19 protein-coding genes and 1 pseudogene are annotated in these 19907 nt (G+C 51.2%); 10 read left to right on the forward strand and 10 right to left on the reverse strand.

The features are described 5' to 3' along the window. Positions 1-25: 25 nt before the first annotated feature. The 3 genes from rpmI to thrS all read right to left on the reverse strand — a co-directional run bounded on the left by rpmI (position 26) and on the right by thrS (position 2794). Positions 26-223, reverse strand: coding sequence for a 50S ribosomal protein L35 (rpmI, locus tag C3708_RS07420; RefSeq protein WP_001124225.1), 198 nt, complete (start codon positions 221-223; stop codon positions 26-28). A 96-nt stretch (positions 224-319) separates the two neighbouring features. Continuing rightward, the gene (infC, locus tag C3708_RS07425; protein ID WP_071818735.1) at positions 320-862 is read right to left on the reverse strand and encodes a translation initiation factor IF-3; all 543 of its coding nucleotides are present in this window, start codon (positions 860-862) and stop codon (positions 320-322) included. Between the two features lie 3 nt (positions 863-865). Further along, positions 866-2794, reverse strand: a complete 1929-nt coding sequence (gene thrS, locus C3708_RS07430) for a threonine--tRNA ligase (RefSeq protein WP_095281720.1) — start codon at positions 2792-2794, stop codon at positions 866-868. Positions 2795-3106: 312 nt separating this feature from the next. On the opposite strand from thrS, the gene yncL reads away from it, so the two are divergent. Together yncL and yniD are read left to right on the forward strand one after the other, a co-directional pair. Beyond that, positions 3107-3199 carry a stress response membrane protein YncL gene (gene yncL, locus C3708_RS07435; protein ID WP_095281719.1) on the forward strand — a complete coding sequence of 31 codons (93 nt, stop codon included), beginning with the start codon at positions 3107-3109 and terminating at the stop codon, positions 3197-3199. A 66-nt stretch (positions 3200-3265) separates the two neighbouring features. Then, the gene (gene yniD, locus C3708_RS07440; RefSeq protein WP_095281718.1) at positions 3266-3376 is read left to right on the forward strand and encodes a small membrane protein YniD; all 111 of its coding nucleotides are present in this window, start codon (positions 3266-3268) and stop codon (positions 3374-3376) included. 168 nt (positions 3377-3544) lie between these two features. Here the strand turns inward: yniD and C3708_RS07445 are convergent, their stop codons facing one another. Next, positions 3545-3778: a hypothetical protein gene (locus tag C3708_RS07445; RefSeq protein ID WP_095281717.1), complete on the reverse strand. Its 234-nt coding sequence runs from the start codon at positions 3776-3778 to the stop codon at positions 3545-3547. A gap of 265 nt (positions 3779-4043) precedes the next feature. Beyond that, positions 4044-4802, reverse strand: coding sequence for a YdiY family protein (locus tag C3708_RS07450; RefSeq protein ID WP_095281716.1), 759 nt, complete (start codon positions 4800-4802; stop codon positions 4044-4046). 293 nt (positions 4803-5095) lie between these two features. Here C3708_RS07450 and pfkB point away from each other — a divergent pair, with 293 nt between their 5' ends. From pfkB to C3708_RS07465, 3 genes are all read left to right on the forward strand, one after another. After that, on the forward strand, positions 5096-6028 hold the full coding sequence (gene pfkB, locus C3708_RS07455; RefSeq protein ID WP_103948544.1) for a 6-phosphofructokinase II: 933 nt from the start codon (positions 5096-5098) through the stop codon (positions 6026-6028). Between the two features lie 104 nt (positions 6029-6132). Further along, positions 6133-6423, forward strand: a complete 291-nt coding sequence (ghoS, locus tag C3708_RS07460) for a type V toxin-antitoxin system endoribonuclease antitoxin GhoS (protein WP_095281714.1) — start codon at positions 6133-6135, stop codon at positions 6421-6423. Between the two features lie 105 nt (positions 6424-6528). Then, positions 6529-7389, forward strand: a complete 861-nt coding sequence (locus tag C3708_RS07465) for a fructosamine kinase family protein (protein ID WP_103948545.1) — start codon at positions 6529-6531, stop codon at positions 7387-7389. A 36-nt stretch (positions 7390-7425) separates the two neighbouring features. On the opposite strand, the gene C3708_RS07470 is transcribed toward C3708_RS07465, so the two are convergent. After that, complete coding sequence (locus C3708_RS07470) at positions 7426-7962, reverse strand: YniB family protein (protein ID WP_095281712.1); 537 nt, start codon at positions 7960-7962, stop codon at positions 7426-7428. A 147-nt stretch (positions 7963-8109) separates the two neighbouring features. On the opposite strand from C3708_RS07470, the gene hxpB reads away from it, so the two are divergent. From hxpB to C3708_RS07490, 4 genes are all read left to right on the forward strand, one after another. Next, positions 8110-8778, forward strand: coding sequence for a hexitol phosphatase HxpB (hxpB, locus tag C3708_RS07475; protein ID WP_103948546.1), 669 nt, complete (start codon positions 8110-8112; stop codon positions 8776-8778). Positions 8779-8925: 147 nt separating this feature from the next. Then, complete coding sequence (kduD, locus tag C3708_RS07480; protein WP_103948547.1) at positions 8926-9687, forward strand: 2-dehydro-3-deoxy-D-gluconate 5-dehydrogenase KduD; 762 nt, start codon at positions 8926-8928, stop codon at positions 9685-9687. Between the two features lie 94 nt (positions 9688-9781). Further along, positions 9782-10372, forward strand: a complete 591-nt coding sequence (locus tag C3708_RS07485) for a metal-dependent hydrolase (RefSeq protein WP_095284247.1) — start codon at positions 9782-9784, stop codon at positions 10370-10372. Between the two features lie 127 nt (positions 10373-10499). Continuing rightward, the gene (locus C3708_RS07490; RefSeq protein ID WP_095281709.1) at positions 10500-11891 is read left to right on the forward strand and encodes an L-cystine transporter; all 1392 of its coding nucleotides are present in this window, start codon (positions 10500-10502) and stop codon (positions 11889-11891) included. Positions 11892-11960: 69 nt separating this feature from the next. Here the strand turns inward: C3708_RS07490 and C3708_RS07495 are convergent, their stop codons facing one another. Next, positions 11961-14666, reverse strand: coding sequence for a hypothetical protein (locus tag C3708_RS07495; protein WP_103948548.1), 2706 nt, complete (start codon positions 14664-14666; stop codon positions 11961-11963). A gap of 371 nt (positions 14667-15037) precedes the next feature. Beyond that, a complete protein-coding gene (gene cedA, locus C3708_RS23980; RefSeq protein WP_103948549.1) occupies positions 15038-15421 on the reverse strand; it encodes a cell division activator CedA in 384 nt (127 codons plus the stop codon). 79 nt (positions 15422-15500) lie between these two features. Here cedA and katE point away from each other — a divergent pair. After that, a pseudogene (gene katE / locus C3708_RS07505) lies at positions 15501-17579 on the forward strand (catalase HPII); the annotation flags it as partial. Between the two features lie 171 nt (positions 17580-17750). Here katE and chbG read toward each other — a convergent pair. Next, positions 17751-18509, reverse strand: coding sequence for a chitin disaccharide deacetylase (gene chbG, locus C3708_RS07510; RefSeq protein ID WP_095281705.1), 759 nt, complete (start codon positions 18507-18509; stop codon positions 17751-17753). Between the two features lie 11 nt (positions 18510-18520). Beyond that, complete coding sequence (locus C3708_RS07515) at positions 18521-19870, reverse strand: 6-phospho-beta-glucosidase (protein ID WP_103947557.1); 1350 nt, start codon at positions 19868-19870, stop codon at positions 18521-18523. Positions 19871-19907: the final 37 nt, after the last annotated feature.

Here is a 19907-nt window from a genome sequence, read left to right on the forward strand (position 1 = left end):
AAAAGGTTAAAAAACGTTAAACGACTTATGCGTACGGCAGGCACGCGATTACCAGGCCCAGATCGCCTTTGGAAACCATGGCTTTAGGACGCAGGTGACGTTTACGCTTGGTAGCTTTCTTAGTCAGAATGTGACGCAGGTTAGCGTGCTTGTGCTTAAAACCACCTTTACCGGTTTTTTTGAAGCGCTTAGCAGCACCGCGTACGGTCTTAATTTTTGGCATTTTAATAACTTCCACTTCGCATTGTTAATAAACGAAACATAGGCGAACAAAACCTGCGAAGCCCGTAGGCTCCACAGGAATTGCTACTTGAAGGCCTTACTGTTTCTTCTTAGGAGCGAGCACCATGATCATCTGGCGGCCTTCGATCTTCGATGGGAAGGATTCGACCACTGCCAGTTCACTCAGATCGTCACGGACGCGATTAAGCACTTCCATACCGATCTGCTGGTGAGCCATCTCACGACCGCGGAAACGCAGCGTGATCTTAGCTTTATCACCCTCTTCCAGAAAGCGTACCAGGCTGCGGAGTTTTACCTGGTAATCGCCATCGTCGGTGCCAGGTCGGAATTTAATTTCCTTAACCTGAATAACTTTTTGCTTTTTCTTCTGTTCCTTAGAAGACTTGCTCTTTTCATAGAGGAATTTGCCGTAATCCATGATACGACAAACTGGCGGCTCGGCGTTAGGGCTGATTTCGACCAAGTCTACTCCGGATTCTTCAGCTTTTTCCAGAGCTTCTCTCAGACTCACAATACCAAGCTGCTCGCCTTCCAGACCTGTTAAGCGAACTTCTTGCGCGCGAATTTCGCTGTTAATACGATTCGGGCGCGCCGTTTGAACTCGTTTTCCGCCTTTAATACCTTATTCCTCCAGTTGTTGAAGACTGCGGCTGCGAATCTCTTGTCGCAGCTTCTCAATCACTTCACTTACGTCCAGGCTCCCCAGGTCTTTACCACGGCGGGTGCGAACGGCAACTTTGCCTGCTTCCACCTCTTTATCACCACAGACCAACATATACGGGACCCGACGTAAAGTGTGCTCGCGGATTTTAAAGCCAATCTTCTCATTTCTCAAGTCCGCTTTTACGCGAATGCCCGCATTTTGTAGTTTCTGCGTCAATTCTTTAACGTAATCGGCCTGAGAATCGGTGATATTCATGACCACGACCTGCACCGGCGCAAGCCAGGTTGGGAAGAAGCCAGCGAATTCTTCGGTCAGAATGCCGATAAAGCGTTCGATAGACCCAAGAATTGCGCGGTGAATCATAACCGGCACCTGACGCTCGTTGTCTTCGCCCACATAAGAGGCGCTTAAACGCTGCGGCAGAGAGAAGTCCAGCTGGACTGTTCCGCACTGCCAAGCACGATCGAGGCAGTCATACAGTGTAAATTCGATTTTCGGACCGTAGAATGCGCCTTCACCCACCTGATACTCAAACGGGATATTGTTTTCTTCCAGCGCAACAGCCAGATCCGCCTCAGCACGATCCCAGGTCTCGTCGCTACCGATACGCTTTTCTGGACGAGTTGAGAGTTTGACGACGATTTTCTCGAAGCCAAAGGTGCTATACATATCGTAGACCATACGAATACAGGCGTTGACTTCATCACGCACCTGATTTTCAGTACAGAAAATATGCGCATCATCCTGAGTAAAGCCACGAACACGCATCAGACCATGCAGCGCGCCTGATGGCTCGTTACGATGGCAGCTACCAAACTCCGCCATACGCAGCGGCAGGTCACGGTAAGATTTCAGACCCTGGTTAAAGATCTGAACGTGGCCAGGGCAGTTCATTGGCTTGATGCAGTATTCACGGTTCTCAGAAGAGGTGGTGAACATCGCATCTTTGTAGTTGTCCCAGTGGCCGGTTTTTTCCCACAGCACACGGTCCATCATGAACGGGCCTTTCACTTCCTGATACTGGTACTCTTTCAGCTTGGAGCGCACGAAAGTTTCCAGTTCACGGAAGATAGTCCAGCCGTCGTTATGCCAGAACACCATACCTGGTGCCTCTTCCTGCATATGATACAGGTCGAGCTGTTTACCGATTTTACGGTGGTCGCGTTTCGCGGCCTCTTCCAGACGCTGCAGGTAGGCGCTCAGGGCTTTTTTATCTGCCCATGCGGTACCATAAATACGCTGCAACATCTTGTTGTTGCTGTCGCCACGCCAGTAGGCGCCTGCGGTTTTCATCAGTTTGAAGTGATGACAGAAACGCATATTCGGCACGTGCGGTCCACGGCACATGTCGACATATTCTTCGTGATGATACAAGCCAGGCTTGTCATCATGCGCGATGTTCTCATCAAGGATCGAAACTTTATAGTTCTCGCCACGCTTCACAAAGGTCTCACGCGCTTCGTGCCAGCTGACTTTTTTCTTGATGACATCGTAGTTCGACTCAGCGAGCTCGTGCATACGTTTTTCGAGCGCGTCGATATCTTCCTGGGTCAGGGTATGGTCAAGATCAACGTCATAGTAGAAGCCGTTGTCGATAACCGGGCCGATCGCCATTTTGGTGTTTGGCCACAGCTGTTTGATGGCATGGCCTAACAGGTGCGCACAAGAGTGACGAATGATCTCAAGACCTTCATCGTTCTTCGCGGTGATGATGGACAGCTGTGCGTCGTTTTCAATCAGATCGGAAGCATCAACCAGTTCACCATTTACACGGCCAGCGATGGTGGCTTTTGCAAGGCCAGGACCAATGTCCAGGGCAACATCCATCGGGCTAACGGCGCGGTCGTAATGGCGTTGGCTGCCATCAGGAAGAGTAATTACAGGCATTTTATATCCTTATTTGCAGTGATGCCCCACACATAAGAGCATATACAAAGAAAATAATCGTATTTTAACAATAGATTGCGACACCATCTGACCAACAATCGTCAAATTGGCTCGCAGTCTGCTACAGGATCGAATCAGACAAAGCCTGATTTACGATCTGCCTTGCGATGGTAACACTAAAAAAAGGGTGAATGCACCCTCTGCGACCAGTTTGATGCCTCTCATACTTTTGTATGAGTTTCGCGGTTCAACGCTCGCATTCCCATTTTGCTGAGCTAATCTTGAAAAGGTCCTAACAACCGGGGGCATGATATGAACGTTTCCAGCAGAACAGTGGTGATATTGAATCTTGTTTCAGCAGCAGCACTGGTGATGATCCTTGCGGATAAATTTCACTGGTTCTGAACCCGAGGTGACGCCGTCTGATCGTTTTTGATAGACTCAGATTATCAACTGACGAAGGAACGGTTTATGCCATCAAAACGCTTTGCTCAAAAACACTGGAAAATGGTGGTGGTGTTAATCGCTATCTGTGGTGCCATGTTGTTATTACGTTGGGCGGCGATGATTTGGGGTGAGTAGATTTTGCTGAAGATGAAATGTATTAGCGGATTAATCATTCGGGTGAACGCTTTACTGTCCGTTCGTACGACATAACTATATCAATTCTGAAATAAGTTTACGCTACCTATAATGCGAAAAACCGGTACATCATTATCCGGTTTTTTCACTGGGGTGGCTATTGGCTAATTAAGACCACTCACCCGCAACCAGTTTGTGCACATCGAAAGCGTCATTCATTGACTGGCCTGTAGACTGAGAGCCTGGTGCGATGTTAGAGCCGGCTTCTACATCAGAGGCACGAGTAATGCCGATCTGGCTGGTGGTGTCACTGGCAGGTTGCGTTACTGAATCAGCAGCAAATACACCAAATGAAAGTGCGGAAAGCACCATTGCTGCTGCAGCGGTTTTGATTTTATTCATAATGATTCTTCTCTATCTGAATTAATGCAGAACACCTTGAGGCAATTAATCGCCTGTATTGTTAGTGTAGATCTGGATCACACTTTTGCATAGTCAATTTATTTATCAAATCGTGTCAAATAAACTGATTATTAATCTCGAAAGGTAATTATGAAGAAATTATGGAGAATACAGCTGGGGTATTAATTTAAAACGCTGTTCAATATTTAATAGCACAGTTTGTTAAAATAAAAATGCGGGCCGATAATATATCGGCCCGCTGATATTACATTTTATACCCTAAAGAGATCGTCGTTCTGCGATCGGTGTGCTCTGGCGCAGAAGCCGGTGGCTCCGAGTTCCAGGTCACGTTGTAGGCGACTTTCAGACCAAAGTGTTCATTGATCGCCACGTTCAATGCAGTTTCAGAGTTCAGTGTCGTGTCGTCTGCACCAAACACGGAAACGCCCTGAGTAAATTTAGCATTATCGGTAAATTGCCAGGCGTAGGTACCGGACGCATAACCCAGCGGCTGCGTTTTGGTATCACCATCGGTGTACTCGTCATAACGTACACCAGGACCGAATTCGAAACGGAAACTGTGGACGGGACCGTTCAGGAACTGGCGACCATAACCTGCTGTGAAGACGTCACGCTGGCGATAGCCGTTGTAGCGGTCAGTTAGCCAGCTTGCCTGGCCGAAAAGATAGTCATAATCCGTCATGTTGTAACGGCTACGGCCACCCACTGCATACTTCTCAGAGGAGCGCTCGTCGTTAGAGGAGGTGTTGCTAGCGTTACCCCACAGGGACCAGGCGGTGGTATTGCCGTACCAGGTCATGGTGGTGTCTGCGGTCAGGGAGGAGCTTTTGGTGTTACCTGATTGCGCCAGATAGCCAGCGTTAAGGTTACCTTCAAACGGTTTCTGCGCAGTGGATGGGTCATCCATGACAGTAAAAACGGTATCGTCAGCGGCTGCGTACATCGAGGCAAACACGCCACCCGCCAGCATCATTGCGGCAGGTACTGTCTTCAAGAGCTTCATTTATAAAGGAGTCCGTACAACAAAAAAAGAGACCATCACGGTCTCGGAAACTTTCTTGAGGATCAATGACAAGGCATCCTTAGAAAGGTAACAAATTATAAAAAGGCTCATTTAACATAGCAATGATTTCTTATTTCAATTTTTGAATAAGAACGATCTTAAATCGCTATTTAATTCATAATAAAAAGGCACTAACGGCCTAAACATTTATATTTAAAATCATACTGTTATTTACTTTCTCTTCCGGCTATTTGTGCCATGCTTAGCTGAGTCCATATAAAAAGGAGGTCATAATGGTACCGATTTATACGCTGACGCTCTCCCCTTCTCTCGACAGCGCGACCCTCACCCCACAAATTTATCCTGAAGGTAAACTCCGCTGTAGCGCCCCTGTCTTTGAGCCAGGCGGCGGCGGGATTAACGTCGCACGAGCCATCACTCATCTCGGTGGGACAGCCACGGCTATTTTCCCGGCGGGCGGTGCGACCGGTGAACATCTGGTGGCGTTGCTGGCCAATGAACACGTGGCCGTCGATACGGTGGAAGCCAAAGACTGGACACGACAGAACCTGCATGTCCACGTCGAATCGAGCGGCGAACAGTACCGTTTCGTCATGCCAGGCGCCATGCTGGAAGACAATGAGTTTCGCCAGCTGGAAGAGAAAGTACTCGCAATCGAAAGCGGTGCCATTCTGGTCATCAGCGGCAGCCTTCCGCCGGGCGTTAAATGCGAAAAACTCACCCACTTGATAGATGCAGCCAAGAAGAAAGGCCTGCGCTGTATTGTCGACAGTTCCGGCGAAGCGCTGACCGCCGCGCTGGAATCCGGCAATCTGGAACTGATCAAACCGAACCAAAAAGAGCTGAGTGCGCTGGTCAATCGTCCGTTAACCCAGCCCGATGACGTTCGTTCCGCCGCCCAGGAGCTGGTGCGTAACGGCAAAGCGCGTCGCGTCGTAGTGTCACTGGGGCCACAGGGTGCGCTCGGGGTCGATGAAACCGGTTCGGTGCAGGTCGTCCCGCCGCCAATGAAAAGCCAAAGCACCGTGGGTGCCGGTGACAGTATGGTCGGCGCAATGACCTTAAAACTGGCACAAGGCGCGTCACTGCTGGAAATGACACGCTATGGCGTTGCCGCCGGTAGCGCAGCCACCATCAATCACGGTACGCGGCTGTGTTCACTCGACGATACGCAAAAAATTGTCGATTACCTTACCCGCAGCTAACGCAGCAGGCTTCCCCTCAATGCGAGGGGAAGTGCTCATTGAGTCGCCAAACTGGCGCTATCGACTATGCTAAGAAAACTTTCGCGATAACAAAGAGGTGAAATATGAGCAGTGGTGACATCACCCGCTACGTCGTAACCATCAAAATTCATGAAGACTCGCTGACTGAACTCAACGAGATAACCAACCACTTTTCTCGCGGCGGCTTTTTGCTGACGCTAACCGATGACGAGGGCAACGTTCACGATCTGGGTATCAATACCTTCGGTCTGATAAGCACTCTCAATGCTGATGAAGTGAAAGCACTGGCCAGCGGGCTGGTCGAGAGCGCAACAGGCAAAGACGCTGACATCGCCGTGAACACCTGGGAAGAGTGGCAAAAGATAGAACAATAAATGCCCTGTAACGATCCATACGGCTCAGGTGTGCGTTAGCTCGTATTAATTGATAGCGGTTATGCGCTAACGTTATGATCTGGCGGACAACATGGGAGAATCATCATGTGGCAGGCTATCAGTCATCTTTTAAGCGAGCAACTGGGCGACGGAGAAATTGAGCTGCGAAACGAGTTGCCGGGCGGTGAGATCCACGCCGCATGGCATCTACGCTTCGCGGGACACGATTTTTTCGTCAAATGTGATGAGCGGGAATTGCTTCCTATCTTCACTGCCGAGGCCGATCAGCTGGAATTATTGTCGCGCAGCAAAACCGTCTCAGTCCCTCAGGTCTGGGCGCTTGGCAGCGATCGCGACTACAGCTTTCTGGTGATGGATTATCTCCCTGCCCGTCCGCTGGACGCGCACAACGCGTTTCTGTTGGGCCAGCAAATTGCTCGTCTGCATCAATGGAGCGATCAGCCGCAGTTTGGTCTTGATTTTGATAACGATCTTTCCACCACGCCACAACCCAACGCCTGGCAGCGCCGCTGGTCTACATTCTTTGCCGAACAACGCATCGGATGGCAGCTGGAGCTTGCTGCGGAAAAAGGGCTGGAATTTGGCAATATCGACGCCATCGTGGAACATATCCAGCAGCGACTTTCCTCGCATCAGCCGCAACCTTCGCTCCTGCATGGCGATTTATGGTCCGAAAACTGTGCATTAGGGCCGAACGGGCCTTACATTTTTGATCCGGCCTGCTACTGGGGCGACCGCGAGTGTGACCTGGCAATGTTGCCGCTGCATCCGGAACAGCCGCCGCAAATCTACGATGGCTATCAGTCAGTTTCCCCCCTGCCCGCAGGATTTCTCGAACGACAGCCAATCTACCAACTCTATACGCTCTTTAACCGGGCGATTTTGTTCGGAGGCGACCATCTGGTGAATGCGCAGCGTGCGCTTGAGCGGGTATTAGCGGCGTAACAGTAGAAACGGGTGGCAAAAACCACCCGTTTTGCTTTATAGAAAACCAAGCAATGAAAAGAAGAAATAGCCGCCAACGATAATAATCACCGGCAGGACATACAGCGGGAAAATCTGCAGGAAAATGGTGTGATGTGGCACCACAATGCGCGATTCAATCTGCTCGCGAGTGAGCCCATCTGCACCTTTCGCTTGTTCCAGAATCAGCTGGTCTTCCACCCCTTCACGCAAGAATCGAGTTTGACGGCTCATCCGCGCGCCGGATGCCTGTAACGCCAGCGCGATGAATATCAGCGCAAAGATAATCCAGAACACAAGATTCAGCTTTTGATGAAAATCAGGCGTCGGTGAGTTGTACCAGAAGACATTAAGAAACGGCGTATTAAAGCGCATCATCTCGATCATGACATGCGCAAAATCAAGCATAACTGCATTGATACCCGCCTGTTTTTCACTGTGCTCATACATGAATTTCAGCACAGAGATCAGCGTGGAAATCACGGCCGGAATAAAAATCACCCATCCGGCAATGCGTTTTAGTACCGCTATGCGTCCAGCTTGTTGATACGTCATCAGTTCCCCTTCATTAAGACGCTCTTTAAGAGCCTAAGTTTACCTTCTGCTTACGAATTTCGCCCGTTCTTTAAGGCCAATTATGCTAAATTGCGGGGTAACTTTAGACTGCTCTCGTCTTGAAAACCTGTGAATGGAGATATCGTTATGTCGACCCCGCGCCAGATTGTTGCTGCCATTTTCGATATGGATGGATTGTTGATCGATTCCGAACCACTGTGGGATCGTGCCGAACTGGATGTCATGGCCAGCATTGGAGTGGATATCAGCCGCCGTAGCGAACTCCCGGACACGCTGGGACTGCGCATCGATATGGTTGTTGAACTCTGGTATGCCCACCAGCCGTGGAACGGCCCAAGCCGCCAGGAAGTGACCGACCGTATTATCAGCCGTGCGATTTCTCTGGTCGAAGAAAATCGCCCCTTGCTGCCGGGCGCGCGTGAAGCCATCGCCCTGTGTAAAGCGCAGGGGCTGAAAGTCGGTCTGGCATCCGCGTCACCGCTGCACATGCTGGAAAAAGTGCTGGAAATGTTCGATTTGCGCAGCAGCTTCGACGCACTGGCTTCGGCGGAAAAGCTGCCGTACAGCAAGCCGCATCCGCAGGTTTATATGGATTGTGCAGCAAAACTCGGCGTTGATACGCTGGCCTGTGTGGCGCTGGAAGATTCGGTCAACGGTATGATCGCCTCCAAAGCAGCGCGGATGCGTTCCATCGTGGTCCCGGCAGAAGAAGGCCAGCACGATCCGCGTTTTGCCCTTGCAGACGCTAAACTGGTGACGCTGAACGACCTCACCGTAGCCCATTTGCGCGACTAATCACTCCCCTTCGGGCAACGTTCAGTTGCCCGAAAATATGACTCTCGGTCCATTTTTAAAACATCATTTCATTTTTATTTGTATTTCTGCGAAGTGCCTCCTATTCTTACTCTCAGAACGATAATAACCCTACAATCTGAGGTAAATATGATACTGGATGCCTTTAATCTGGCGGGAAAAGTGGCCATCGTCACCGGCTGCGATACCGGTTTAGGCCAGGGAATGACGCTGGGACTGGCGCAAGCAGGATGCGATATCGTGGGCGTTAACCGCAAAATTCCCGAAGAAACTTCAGCAAAAGTGAAAGCCCTGGGCCGACGTTTTACGGCGATTCAGGCCGATCTCAGCCAACAGGAATCCATAGAAACCGTTGTGGCTAAGGCGATATCGGAGATGGGGCATATCGATATTCTGGTGAACAACGCCGGGACAATCCGTCGGGAGGACGCCCTGTCATTCAGTGAAAAAAACTGGGATGACGTCATGAACCTGAACCTGAAATCAGTCTTTTTTCTCTCTCAGGCCGTCGCACGTCAATTTATTGCCCAGGGTGAAGGCGGCAAAATCATTAATATCGCCTCGATGCTCTCTTTCCAGGGCGGGATCCGCGTGCCGTCCTATACCGCATCCAAAAGTGGCGTATTAGGCATCACGCGCCTGCTGGCAAACGAGTGGGCTGAACACGGCATAAATGTGAACGCGATTGCGCCAGGCTATATGGCGACGAACAATACGCAGGAACTCCGTGACGATGCCCAGCGTAGTCAGGAGATTTTGGAACGCATACCCGCCGCACGCTGGGGACGACCCGAAGATCTGCAAGGCCCGGTGGTTTTCCTGTCCTCCAGCGCATCGGATTATATCAACGGATATACGCTGGCCGTTGACGGAGGCTGGCTGGCGCGGTAACGCCAGTTTGTGACAAAGAGTTACACCGTAACCTCTTCCGCCTACTGTACAAAAACCCTATACTGTATGAATTGACAGTTTCATGGGTTTCATCATGACGGCGGAAGGCCATCTCCTATTTTCTATTGCCTGCGCAGTGTTTGCCAAAAACGCTGAGCTAACCCCTGTTCTGGCGCAGGGTGACTGGTGGCATATTGTTCCTTCTGCGGTTCTAACCTGTTTGCTGCCGGATATCGATCATCCGAAGTCTTTCCTGGGTCAGCGTCTGAAATGGATAGCAAAACCCATCGCCAGGGCGTTCGGCCATCGTGGTTTTACCCACAGTCTGTTGGCGGTATTTATACTGCTGACCTTCTTCTATTTAAAGATCCCCGAAAGCTGGATTGTTCCCGCTGATGCTATTCAGGGTATGGTGCTCGGCTACTTGAGCCATATTCTGGCCGATATGCTCACACCCGCGGGCGTTCCGCTGCTGTGGCCGTGCCGCTGGCGTTTTCGCTTTCCGATTCTGGCCCCGCAAAAAGGCAATCAACTGGAGCGTGTATTGTGCATGGCCCTGTTTGCGTATTCAGTCTGGATGCCGCAAACGCTGCCCGAAAATGGTGCAGTTCGTTGGTCATCGCAGATGATTAATACGCTGCAATTTCAGTTTAATCGTTTTATTCATCACCAGATTGAACAATAAACCTACAAAACAATATCATTTGTCATAATCCATTCCATTTGGATATAAGCGCTACATCACACTTCTGCTAACCTTGCGCCAACAGGATCGGAATATACCGGTCGGAATAGAGATCAGGAGAACGGGGATGAATTTTCCACTAATTGCGAACATCGTGGTGTTCGTTGTCTTGCTATTGCTGCTGGCGCAGACGCGTCATAAGCAGTGGAGCCTGGCGAAGAAGGTACTCGTCGGTCTGGGAATGGGTGTGGTATTTGGTCTGGCGTTGCAGGCAATTTACGGCTCCGATAACCCGGTTCTGAAAGATTCTATCCAGTGGTTTAATGTGGTCGGTAACGGCTATGTGCAACTGCTGCAAATGATCGTCATGCCGTTGGTCTTCGCCTCCATTCTGAGCGCCGTTGCCCGTCTGCATAACGCGTCACAACTGGGCAAAATCAGCTTCCTGACCATCGGCACCCTGCTGTTCACCACGCTGATTTCCGCGCTGGTCGGTGTGCTGGTCACAAATCTGTTTGGTCTGACCGCTGAAGGTTTGGTGCAGGGCACCGCGGAAACCGCACGTCTGGCCGCCATTCAAACCAACTACGCCGGTAAAGTGGCTGACCTGAGCGTGCCTCAGCTGCTGCTGTCCTTCGTACCGAAAAACCCGTTTGCTGACCTGACTGGCGCGAACCCGACGTCGATTATTAGCGTCGTGATTTTTGCCGCCTTCCTGGGTGTGGCTGCGCTGAAACTGCTGAAAGACGATGCACCAAAAGGCCAGCGCGTACTGACCGCTATCGACACGCTGCAAAGCTGGGTGATGAAGCTGGTACGTCTGGTGATGCAGCTGACCCCCTACGGCGTTTTGGCACTGATGACCAAAGTCGTTGCAGGTTCTAACCTGCAGGACATCATCAAACTGGGCAGCTTCGTGATTGCCTCATATCTCGGTCTGGCCATCATGTTTGTAGTGCACGGCATCCTGCTGGGTGTGAACGGCGTGAGCCCGCTGAAATTCTTCCGCAAAGTCTGGCCAGTGCTGACTTTCGCCTTCACCAGCCGCTCCAGCGCTGCGTCTATTCCACTGAACGTGGAAGCGCAGACCCGTCGTCTGGGTGTGCCGGAATCTATCGCCAGCTTCTCCGCCTCTTTTGGCGCGACTATTGGTCAGAACGGCTGTGCCGGTCTGTACCCGGCGATGCTGGCAGTGATGGTGGCACCAACGGTTGGTATCAACCCACTTGATCCAGTGTGGATTGCAACGCTGGTCGGTATCGTCACAGTCAGCTCCGCCGGTGTTGCTGGTGTCGGTGGTGGAGCAACCTTCGCGGCACTGATCGTACTGCCTGCGATGGGCCTGCCGGTCACGCTGGTTGCCCTGCTGATCTCCGTTGAGCCGCTGATCGACATGGGTCGTACTGCGTTGAACGTCAACGGTTCCATGACCGCCGGTACGCTCACCAGCCAGTGGCTGAAGCAGACTGACAAAGAAATCCTCGATAGCGAAGAGAACGCTGAACTGGCGCATCGTTAATCGACTACGAACGATAAAAGGCCCTCATCGTGAGGGCCTTTTTTAGTTTTACTGAGGTGTTAATGCTCTTTAAACATTTGAGACTTCATAGGATATATTACCCTGAAGGTCGGCAGGAACATCCCATACCTGGTATCTCATTCCTCTGCTTCCGCCCCAAGCCAGTACGGAATGGTCATTCTTAAGTACGCAAAAAGCGGGGTCATATGGACTCCCGTAGACCGCACAAATATTATTTAATTGTGGCTCAATAAAGCGGATATCATCAAACCCAACCAGATCGTTTCCCCACCGGACAACAGTTCCATCACTTCGCAAAGCAGCAAATGCTCCACATGAACTAGCCAATATCACCACATCGGACAATCCCTCAGGAACCACTAAATCTTTCGGGTTTACTGTATTACCCCAGAGCACAACGGTACCATCAGACCTTAATGCACCTAAAACAGTGCCATTGGACTGTACATCGACAATATCTGTGAGCGCCGCAATATCTGCAGGTAAAACACTGCCATTTCCCCAGTAAACAATATGCCCCGTGGAACGAAATGCTACATTATCTTTACAGCCTCCCCAGGCCCAATTGCGCACTTCAACAATATCGGTTAATGCCGCGATATCATCAGGTAATGCCATATGACCTGCCGTTTCCCCCCATTGAACAATAGAATGATTACTCCTCATCGCAATGAAAATATCATTGCCACCTTCACTCACAGATACGATATCTGTTAGTACAGCAATATCATCAGGCACCGAGGTACTTTTATAACCGTTCTCTCCCCATGCGACAACTTGCCTTGTGGTACGCAGGGCAGCATAAGATCCAAAACTCGATGTGTATATATCGACAATATCACTCAGTGCAGCAATATCTGGCGGTAAAGTAAACGGTGGCAAGAGGGTATCACTCTTATTCCATGTCACGACAGATCCATTAGCACGTAAAGCTGTAAATGTGTTCCCACTACCGATAATTTTAACCACATCGGTTAATGCTGCAATACTGGCAGGAATGACATACTTATTTTGACCAAACCAGGCAAACAATTGCCCGGAAGCGTTGCGAGCACAAGGAGCAAAAGAATTGGAGCCAATTTCCAGTACATTTTTATTTCGCACATCAGTCGGGGTATATCCACCTGAATCATCAGTTCCCCAAGCAACTACTTTGCCATCCTTTTTTATTGCGGAGTAACTCCACTGCTGACAAGCAACATTCAGTGCATTTAAAATTACGGGAGCAGAGTTATCTATTTTGATTTCTAAACGTTTTGCCCATCCGGTATCAGTGAAATATTTCCCCGTAAATACGCTATCTTCACCGACGTAGCGCCAGTTAGCTTCGACTGGCAGTAAGGTTTCAGGATCCAGAGCCACTAAACGTTTCATAACCATGTGGTTCGATCTTGCCCCCATCACCTTGAGCTGATCTATTGGCGTGGTATAACTAATGTTCCCCTGCAAATCTTTCGGCACATCGGCCATATTTCCGCCGCTACCTTTGTTGCCCCAAACAACTAGTTCGCTATCTGCGTTGATGGCAAAAAAACTGTCGCGATTGGCATAGACCGCTGCGATATTCTGCAATTCCAGTAGCAGACCTTCCGTGGAATATTTTCCCCAGCCGACGACACGACCATCACTTTTTAAGGCCGCAACAGAATTGGTTGAGGTCGTAAGTGCAACAACATCGCTTAATGCTGTAGGTAACGCAGCCCCTGATGCAACATCGCCCCATGCGACAACGTGACCATTAGCACGGAGCAGAATTACCGCGCCGTCTGTCATTTGCACATCAACTATGTCGTCTAGCAGCGCTATTTCCGCTGACAGTTCAGCATTAACACCCCAGGCAACCACATGACCCGTCGCGCGACGCGCAACAAAGGTGTCAACGGAGCCTGCAATATCCTTGATATCGCTTAGTTCCGCCACCATCGCTGACACCTGGCCGCCTTGTGCGCTATTCCCCCACGCAACAACCTGGCCATTTTCACGGCGTGCGGCAAAGGCGGAAAAGGTGGATTGCACATCAACGATATCGGTGAGCAATGCAATTTCCGCTGACAGGCTACCGCCATATTCGCCTGAACCCCACGCAACAATATGGCCTGTAGCCCGGCGTGCGACAAAAGCGTCATCACTGGACACGATATCGACAATGTCTGTCAGGGCAGCGATTTCCGCCGGCACGATGGCCGCAGGAGTTTCACTTCCCCAGGCAACAACTTGACCTGTCGCACGCAATGCTACCATTGCGTTTTTAGCCCCCCGAATGCTCACGATATCGCGCAACGCGGCGATATCATCGGGAATAGCAAGTTGCCCACCCTCGCCCGTCTCGAAGCCCCAGTCAAACACCTGCCCCTCTGTATTCAGGGCACACAGTGCCTGGTTAAAACCGGCAAAACTGATGACGTCATGATTGCGGGTACTGACGGGAGGTACACCGCCGCAACTATCCAGGCCCCATGAGGTTACGGTACCGTCATTTTTCCGCGCGACAGCAGCGAAAAGATTCCCGTCAATATTGGCAGGATTAAGCGGAACCCGGCCCATATAGCCTGCGGCACGGGCATACAGTTTTTTTTCTGGATGAATATCTGTGAAGGCGCTATTGATGGCTGAAACAGTCTCCCCTTCGTAATTCCATTCAGCGACAACTGGCAATAATGTCAGGCTATCAAGCGCCACCAGACGATGACGTGCCGCTAAATAACTCGTAGAGTTTTGGCTACGAGCACCCATTATTTTTAATGATGAAGCCATTTCTAATTCCTTATGTGATAGAGCTTTAAATTTAATCCTCGACGATACCGTCTAGAATCTAAAGCAAGGTAACCACGCTAAGTAACGCGAAACGGTATCAAAAATCACACAAGATAAAAAAACATCATTTAATTATTTATTCAGTGAGCTTAATTAATAATACGAAAATGCGTGTATTACTGATAAACGAGATGATTAGGTTATGCTGTCCCTGAACACTCAAAGCATCTATTAATTTTTGTAATGGGGAAATGATGTATTAATGCGGAAGATAATAATGAGAACATAGAAAAGTCGGACAGACGCAGACATGTTTTACCGGAGTTTTACTTCTTCAGCTAACACTCCGTCGCTGCACCTGTTATAGAACATTATTCCTGAATATCGTCTTCCTGGCGGATTTGCGCCGCCCAGCGCTGCGCGGCTTCCGGAACCGTAAACGTCGGCGAGCGGCGGAAATGTTCCCCCATCAGGACAAACGCCACGTATTTTCCTCGTAGCTGCCAGACATCACGAAAGCCGTCCACCTTCAGAGCGTGATCGGGCGGCGCAGGTTCGACGCGAGGCACGTAGCTAATGACACGACGGTTTTGTTGACGAAATGATTTCATAAGCGACTGGTTCACTAAAGCAAATTCTGGAAACAGGAAAAACCAATCATAGCCGATTCCGCCCCTTCGCGTCGCGCCTTGCGTGCGACATTCCCGCAAGCACACGCCCCGAAAACTCTCAGTTTGCCTGTCTGTATAGCGCATTGCTCTATAGTTAATGGGGCCTTTCGCCACAACGACCGTATTTCAGCAATGAAAACAGGAGACGCGTGCAATGTCGAAGAACGATAAAATCAAAAAGTTAGAGCCATTTCGCAAAAACGGGACGGACTCTCCGCTCACCACTAATCAGGGCGTACGTATCGCCGATGACCAGAACTCCCTGCGCGCGGGGAACCGTGGCCCAACGCTGCTGGAAGATTTCATCCTGCGCGAAAAAATCACCCATTTTGACCACGAACGTATACCAGAACGCATAGTACACGCCCGTGGCTCTGCCGCGCATGGATACTTCCAGCCATATAAAGCGTTAAACGATATCACCAAAGCCGACTTCCTTTCTGATCCGAACAAAATCACTCCGGTCTTTGTGCGTTTTTCGACGGTTCAGGGCGGCGCGGGTTCGGCCGACACCGTGCGTGATATTCGCGGTTTCGCCACCAAATTCTATACCGAAGAAGGCATTTTTGATCTCGTCGGCAACAACACGCCGGTGTTCTTTATTCAGGATGCGCACAAGTTTCCTGACTTTGTCCATGCGGTAAAGCCAGAGCCTCACTGGGCTATTCCGCAGGGACAAAGCGCGCATGACACCTTCTGGGACTATGTTTCGCTCCAGCCGGAAACGCTGCATAACGTGATGTGGGCGATGTCCGATCGCGGTATCCCACGCAGTTACCGCACGATGGAAGGTTTCGGCATCCACACCTTCCGTCTGATTAATGCCGAAGGGAAAGCGACATTCGTGCGTTTTCACTGGAAACCGGCAGCCGGGAAGGCCTCTCTGGTCTGGGACGAAGCGCAAAAACTCACCGGGCGCGATCCCGATTTTCATCGCCGCGAGCTGTGGCAATCCATCGAAGCGGGCGATTTCCCGGAGTACGAACTGGGGCTTCAGCTGATTCCTGAGGAAGACGAGTTTAAGTTTGATTTCGATCTACTCGACCCGACCAAACTGATCCCGGAAGAACTGGTCCCGGTACAACTGGTCGGCAAAATGGTGCTCAATCGCAATCCGGACAACTTCTTTGCCGAAAACGAGCAGGTGGCATTCCATCCGGGGCACATCGTTCCGGGGCTGGACTTCACCAACGATCCGCTTCTGCAGGGGCGTTTATTCTCGTATACCGATACGCAGATCAGCCGTCTCGGCGGGCCGAACTTCCACGAAATCCCGATCAATCGCCCAACCTGCCCGTACCATAATTTCCAGCGTGACGGGATGCATCGTCAGGATATCGACACCAATCCGGCCAACTATGAACCGAACTCGATCAACGATAACTGGCCGCGCGAAACCCCGCCGGGGCCAAAAAGTGGCGGATTTGAGTCCTATCAGGAGCGTGTTGAAGGGACAAAAATTCGTGAACGCAGCCCATCGTTCGGTGAACATTACGCCCACCCTCGCCTGTTCTGGCAAAGCCAGACCCCGATTGAGCAGGAACACATCATCGGCAGTTTTAGCTTTGAATTAGGCAAAGTGGTGCGGACCTATATTCGAGAACGCGTGGTGGATCAGCTGGCGCATATCGACATTCAACTGGCCCAGGGCGTGGCGGATAATCTTGGGGTCACGCTTAGCGACGAGCAACGTAATACCACCCCGCCGAAAGACGTTAATGGGCTAAAAAAAGATGCATCACTGAGCCTGTATGCCGTGCCGGGCGGAACGATCAAAGGGCGCGTAGTGGCGGTACTGCTCAACGACAAAACTTCCGCAAAAGATGTGCTGGCGATCCTGAAAGCGCTACAAGCCAAAGGCGTGCATGCCCAGTTGCTCTATAAGCGTATGGGGGAAGTGGAAGCGGACGATGGTTCCACGCTGCCGATTGTCGGCACCTTTGCCGGGTCTCCGTCCCTTACCGTCGATGCGGTGATTGTACCAGGCGGGGACATTCAGAGTCTGCTCGACAATGGCGATGCGGCTTATTACCTACTGGAAGCCTATAAGCACCTGAAGCCTGTTGCGCTGGCAGGTGATGCGCGTCAGTTTAAATCGCTGCTTAAAGTGGCGGATAAAGGCGAAGAAGGGATTGTGGAGGGTGATAAAGCCGCTGGGCCGTTTATGGATCAGCTGTTCGAGCTGCTGGCGGCACACCGGGTGTGGTCGCGCAGCAGTAAAATCGCTCAGATTCCGGCGTAAAACCGCCGGACGCGCTGCGCTTATCCGGCCTACAAGGTCAATGCAAAACGGCAACCCGAAGGTTGCCGTTTTTGATGTTTTCTCCCTCTCCCGTGGGAGAGGGTTGGGGTGAGGGCATCAAACCGCACGAACCCCGTAGGCCGGGTAAGCACTAGCGCCAACCGGCAATGCTTACAGATCGCTAAACGTTCCTAATCGATACCCACGTTCCGCAATCGCATACTTCAGCGACGGCGACGTTAGCACGTCCAGCTCCGCCAGACGCGGCCAGCAATAGGCGCTTTTACGCACCGTATTATCAACAAACGCCGGGTGAGCCATGATTTCCAGCGAACGTTCTCCGCGGGCAGCAGAAGCATCCAGCTCCTGTAACAGCAGCGCTTCGCTGATCTCGTCCCCGTAGAAATCGCTGCTGAAACCGTCAGTGGTCGGCGCATCACTCAGAGTAAGAGCGTGCAAAGCTTGCACCTGACGGTCAACGCGCATCGCCACACCTTTACGTGCTGCAAACTCTGCCACCAGTGGGAAAATCGCCGGGATCATATGCACATGATGATGGCTGTCGAGATGCGTCGGTTCACGGCCAAAGAGGTCGACGAAACGGTTAAACTGGCAGTCAAGTTCACGCGCAATCTCGTCGAGCGGCAGCGTGCCCTGCTCTGCCATCTCCCAGATCCATTTCCCCAGCAGCCCGTCACGCGTCAGTCCAGGCATCGGGGAAAGCGGCATACCAAGCGTCAGCACGAAGTGCATCCCCACGCCGAGCTTCGGCAGATCGCGACTCAACGCCGCCGCATGTTCCACCGCCTCGCCGTTGACCAGCGCAGTGGTGGATGTCACGACGCCGTGACGACAGGCTTCGGCAATACCGTAGTTTTGCCCTTTTGACAGGCCAAAATCATCGGCATTAACGATCAACAGATTTTCCATTTCTGTTCCTCTTAGCGTTGTTTGAGTTTCTCAGTCGCTGCCGCAAAGTTTGGCAACCATTTCTCATGCGCAAGAATCATTTCGCGGGCCAGCGATTCCGCATCGCGGTCAGAATGCACCAGCGGGCTGAGGTTCAGCGCCAGCAGCACATCGTTGAACTCACCGCTCAGCGCCGCGTGGCTGGCTGCAATTTCGAAGCCTTTAATGGTGTGAATCAGTCCCATTACTTTGTCATCGAAATGGGTGATGCGGGAATGTGGCTTCGCACCGTCGCGCCCCAGGATGCAGGTCATCTCAACTGCCCAGTCTGCCGGGATATTGTCGATATGGCCGTGATGCGGCACGTTCACATAATGCTCAGCCTGTTTGTCATTGTAAATCGCATTAATGACCTCACAAGCGGCATCGGAATAGTATGCCCCGCCGCGCTGTTCCAGCTCTTTCGGTTTGACGTTGAGATTAGGATCTTTATACAAATCAAAGAGCTGTTTCTCAACCTTCTGCACCACCTGCGCACGCGCACCGCCTTTATAGTACTCGCCCATTTCGATGGCCAGCATCTCTTTCTGCTTGAAGTAATAGAGCAGATAAGAACATGGCAGCAGATTCAGCGAGCGAATCAGCCCTTCGCTGAACGGCAGGTCGAAGATGTTTTTCACCGAACCGGCGGTCAGACGGCCAGAAGCCACGCCGTCCAGCAGTTCAGCAAAACGGGATTCGCCATTCACAATCACATCTTTGATAAACACCATGTGGTTCAGGCCGAACAGATCGATGGAGAGATCGTCGCTGTCGGTCAATTTCAGCACATCGCGAATAAACATTTTCATGCCAATCGGGATATTACATACGCCGATAAAGCGTTTGAAACCGGTGTGGCGATAGACCGCTTCCGTCACCATCCCGGCCGGGTTAGTGAAGTTAATCACCCACGCCTGCGGGCAGATCTCTTCCACATCTTTGATGATATCGAAAATCACCGGAATCGTGCGTAAGCCTTTAAACAGGCCACCTGCGCCGTTGGTTTCCTGGCCCAGATAGCCGTGGCTCAGCGGAATGCGCTCATCGAGTTCGCGCGCTTTCAGCTGGCCGACACGCAGCTGGGTGGTAACGAAGTCCGCGTCTTTCAGCGCCAGACGACGATCCAGGGTTTTATGTACAGTTAATGGAACACCGGCTTTCTGCACCATGCGCTGGCACAGGTCGAAAATAATATCGAGCTTCTCCTGCCCTTCTTCTACGTCAACCAGCCATAATTCGCTGACCGGTAATTCATGATAACGTTTCAGAAAACCTTCGAGCAGTTCCGGGGTATAGCTGCTGCCGCCGCCAATTGTTACGACTTTCAATTTCTTTTGCATAATATCTCCCTTCGCGTATCAGGTTAGCCGCCTGTAA

The sequence above is a fragment of the Lelliottia sp. 7254-16 genome (assembly GCF_002922995.1).
Lineage (GTDB): Bacteria > Pseudomonadota > Gammaproteobacteria > Enterobacterales > Enterobacteriaceae > Enterobacter > Enterobacter jeotgali.

What these genes read in the sequence shown, in the direction of transcription:
- kduD (WP_103948547.1), top strand. Translation starts at nt 8,926, where the DNA reads ATGATACTGGATGCCTTTAATCTGGCGGGAAAAGTGGCCATCGTCACC.
- C3708_RS07490 (WP_095281709.1), top strand. Translation starts at nt 10,500, where the DNA reads ATGAATTTTCCACTAATTGCGAACATCGTGGTGTTCGTTGTCTTGCTA.
- ghoS (WP_095281714.1), top strand. Translation starts at nt 6,133, where the DNA reads ATGAGCAGTGGTGACATCACCCGCTACGTCGTAACCATCAAAATTCAT.
- C3708_RS07495 (WP_103948548.1), bottom strand. Translation starts at nt 14,666, where the DNA reads ATGGCTTCATCATTAAAAATAATGGGTGCTCGTAGCCAAAACTCTACG.
- C3708_RS07465 (WP_103948545.1), top strand. Translation starts at nt 6,529, where the DNA reads ATGTGGCAGGCTATCAGTCATCTTTTAAGCGAGCAACTGGGCGACGGA.
- chbG (WP_095281705.1), bottom strand. Translation starts at nt 18,509, where the DNA reads ATGGAAAATCTGTTGATCGTTAATGCCGATGATTTTGGCCTGTCAAAA.
- C3708_RS07470 (WP_095281712.1), bottom strand. Translation starts at nt 7,962, where the DNA reads ATGACGTATCAACAAGCTGGACGCATAGCGGTACTAAAACGCATTGCC.
- hxpB (WP_103948546.1), top strand. Translation starts at nt 8,110, where the DNA reads ATGTCGACCCCGCGCCAGATTGTTGCTGCCATTTTCGATATGGATGGA.
- C3708_RS07445 (WP_095281717.1), bottom strand. Translation starts at nt 3,778, where the DNA reads ATGAATAAAATCAAAACCGCTGCAGCAGCAATGGTGCTTTCCGCACTT.
- rpmI (WP_001124225.1), bottom strand. Translation starts at nt 223, where the DNA reads ATGCCAAAAATTAAGACCGTACGCGGTGCTGCTAAGCGCTTCAAAAAA.
- thrS (WP_095281720.1), bottom strand. Translation starts at nt 2,794, where the DNA reads ATGCCTGTAATTACTCTTCCTGATGGCAGCCAACGCCATTACGACCGC.
- C3708_RS07450 (WP_095281716.1), bottom strand. Translation starts at nt 4,802, where the DNA reads ATGAAGCTCTTGAAGACAGTACCTGCCGCAATGATGCTGGCGGGTGGC.
- pfkB (WP_103948544.1), top strand. Translation starts at nt 5,096, where the DNA reads ATGGTACCGATTTATACGCTGACGCTCTCCCCTTCTCTCGACAGCGCG.
- yncL (WP_095281719.1), top strand. Translation starts at nt 3,107, where the DNA reads ATGAACGTTTCCAGCAGAACAGTGGTGATATTGAATCTTGTTTCAGCA.
- cedA (WP_103948549.1), bottom strand. Translation starts at nt 15,421, where the DNA reads ATGCGCTATACAGACAGGCAAACTGAGAGTTTTCGGGGCGTGTGCTTG.
- C3708_RS07515 (WP_103947557.1), bottom strand. Translation starts at nt 19,870, where the DNA reads ATGCAAAAGAAATTGAAAGTCGTAACAATTGGCGGCGGCAGCAGCTAT.
- C3708_RS07485 (WP_095284247.1), top strand. Translation starts at nt 9,782, where the DNA reads ATGACGGCGGAAGGCCATCTCCTATTTTCTATTGCCTGCGCAGTGTTT.
- yniD (WP_095281718.1), top strand. Translation starts at nt 3,266, where the DNA reads ATGCCATCAAAACGCTTTGCTCAAAAACACTGGAAAATGGTGGTGGTG.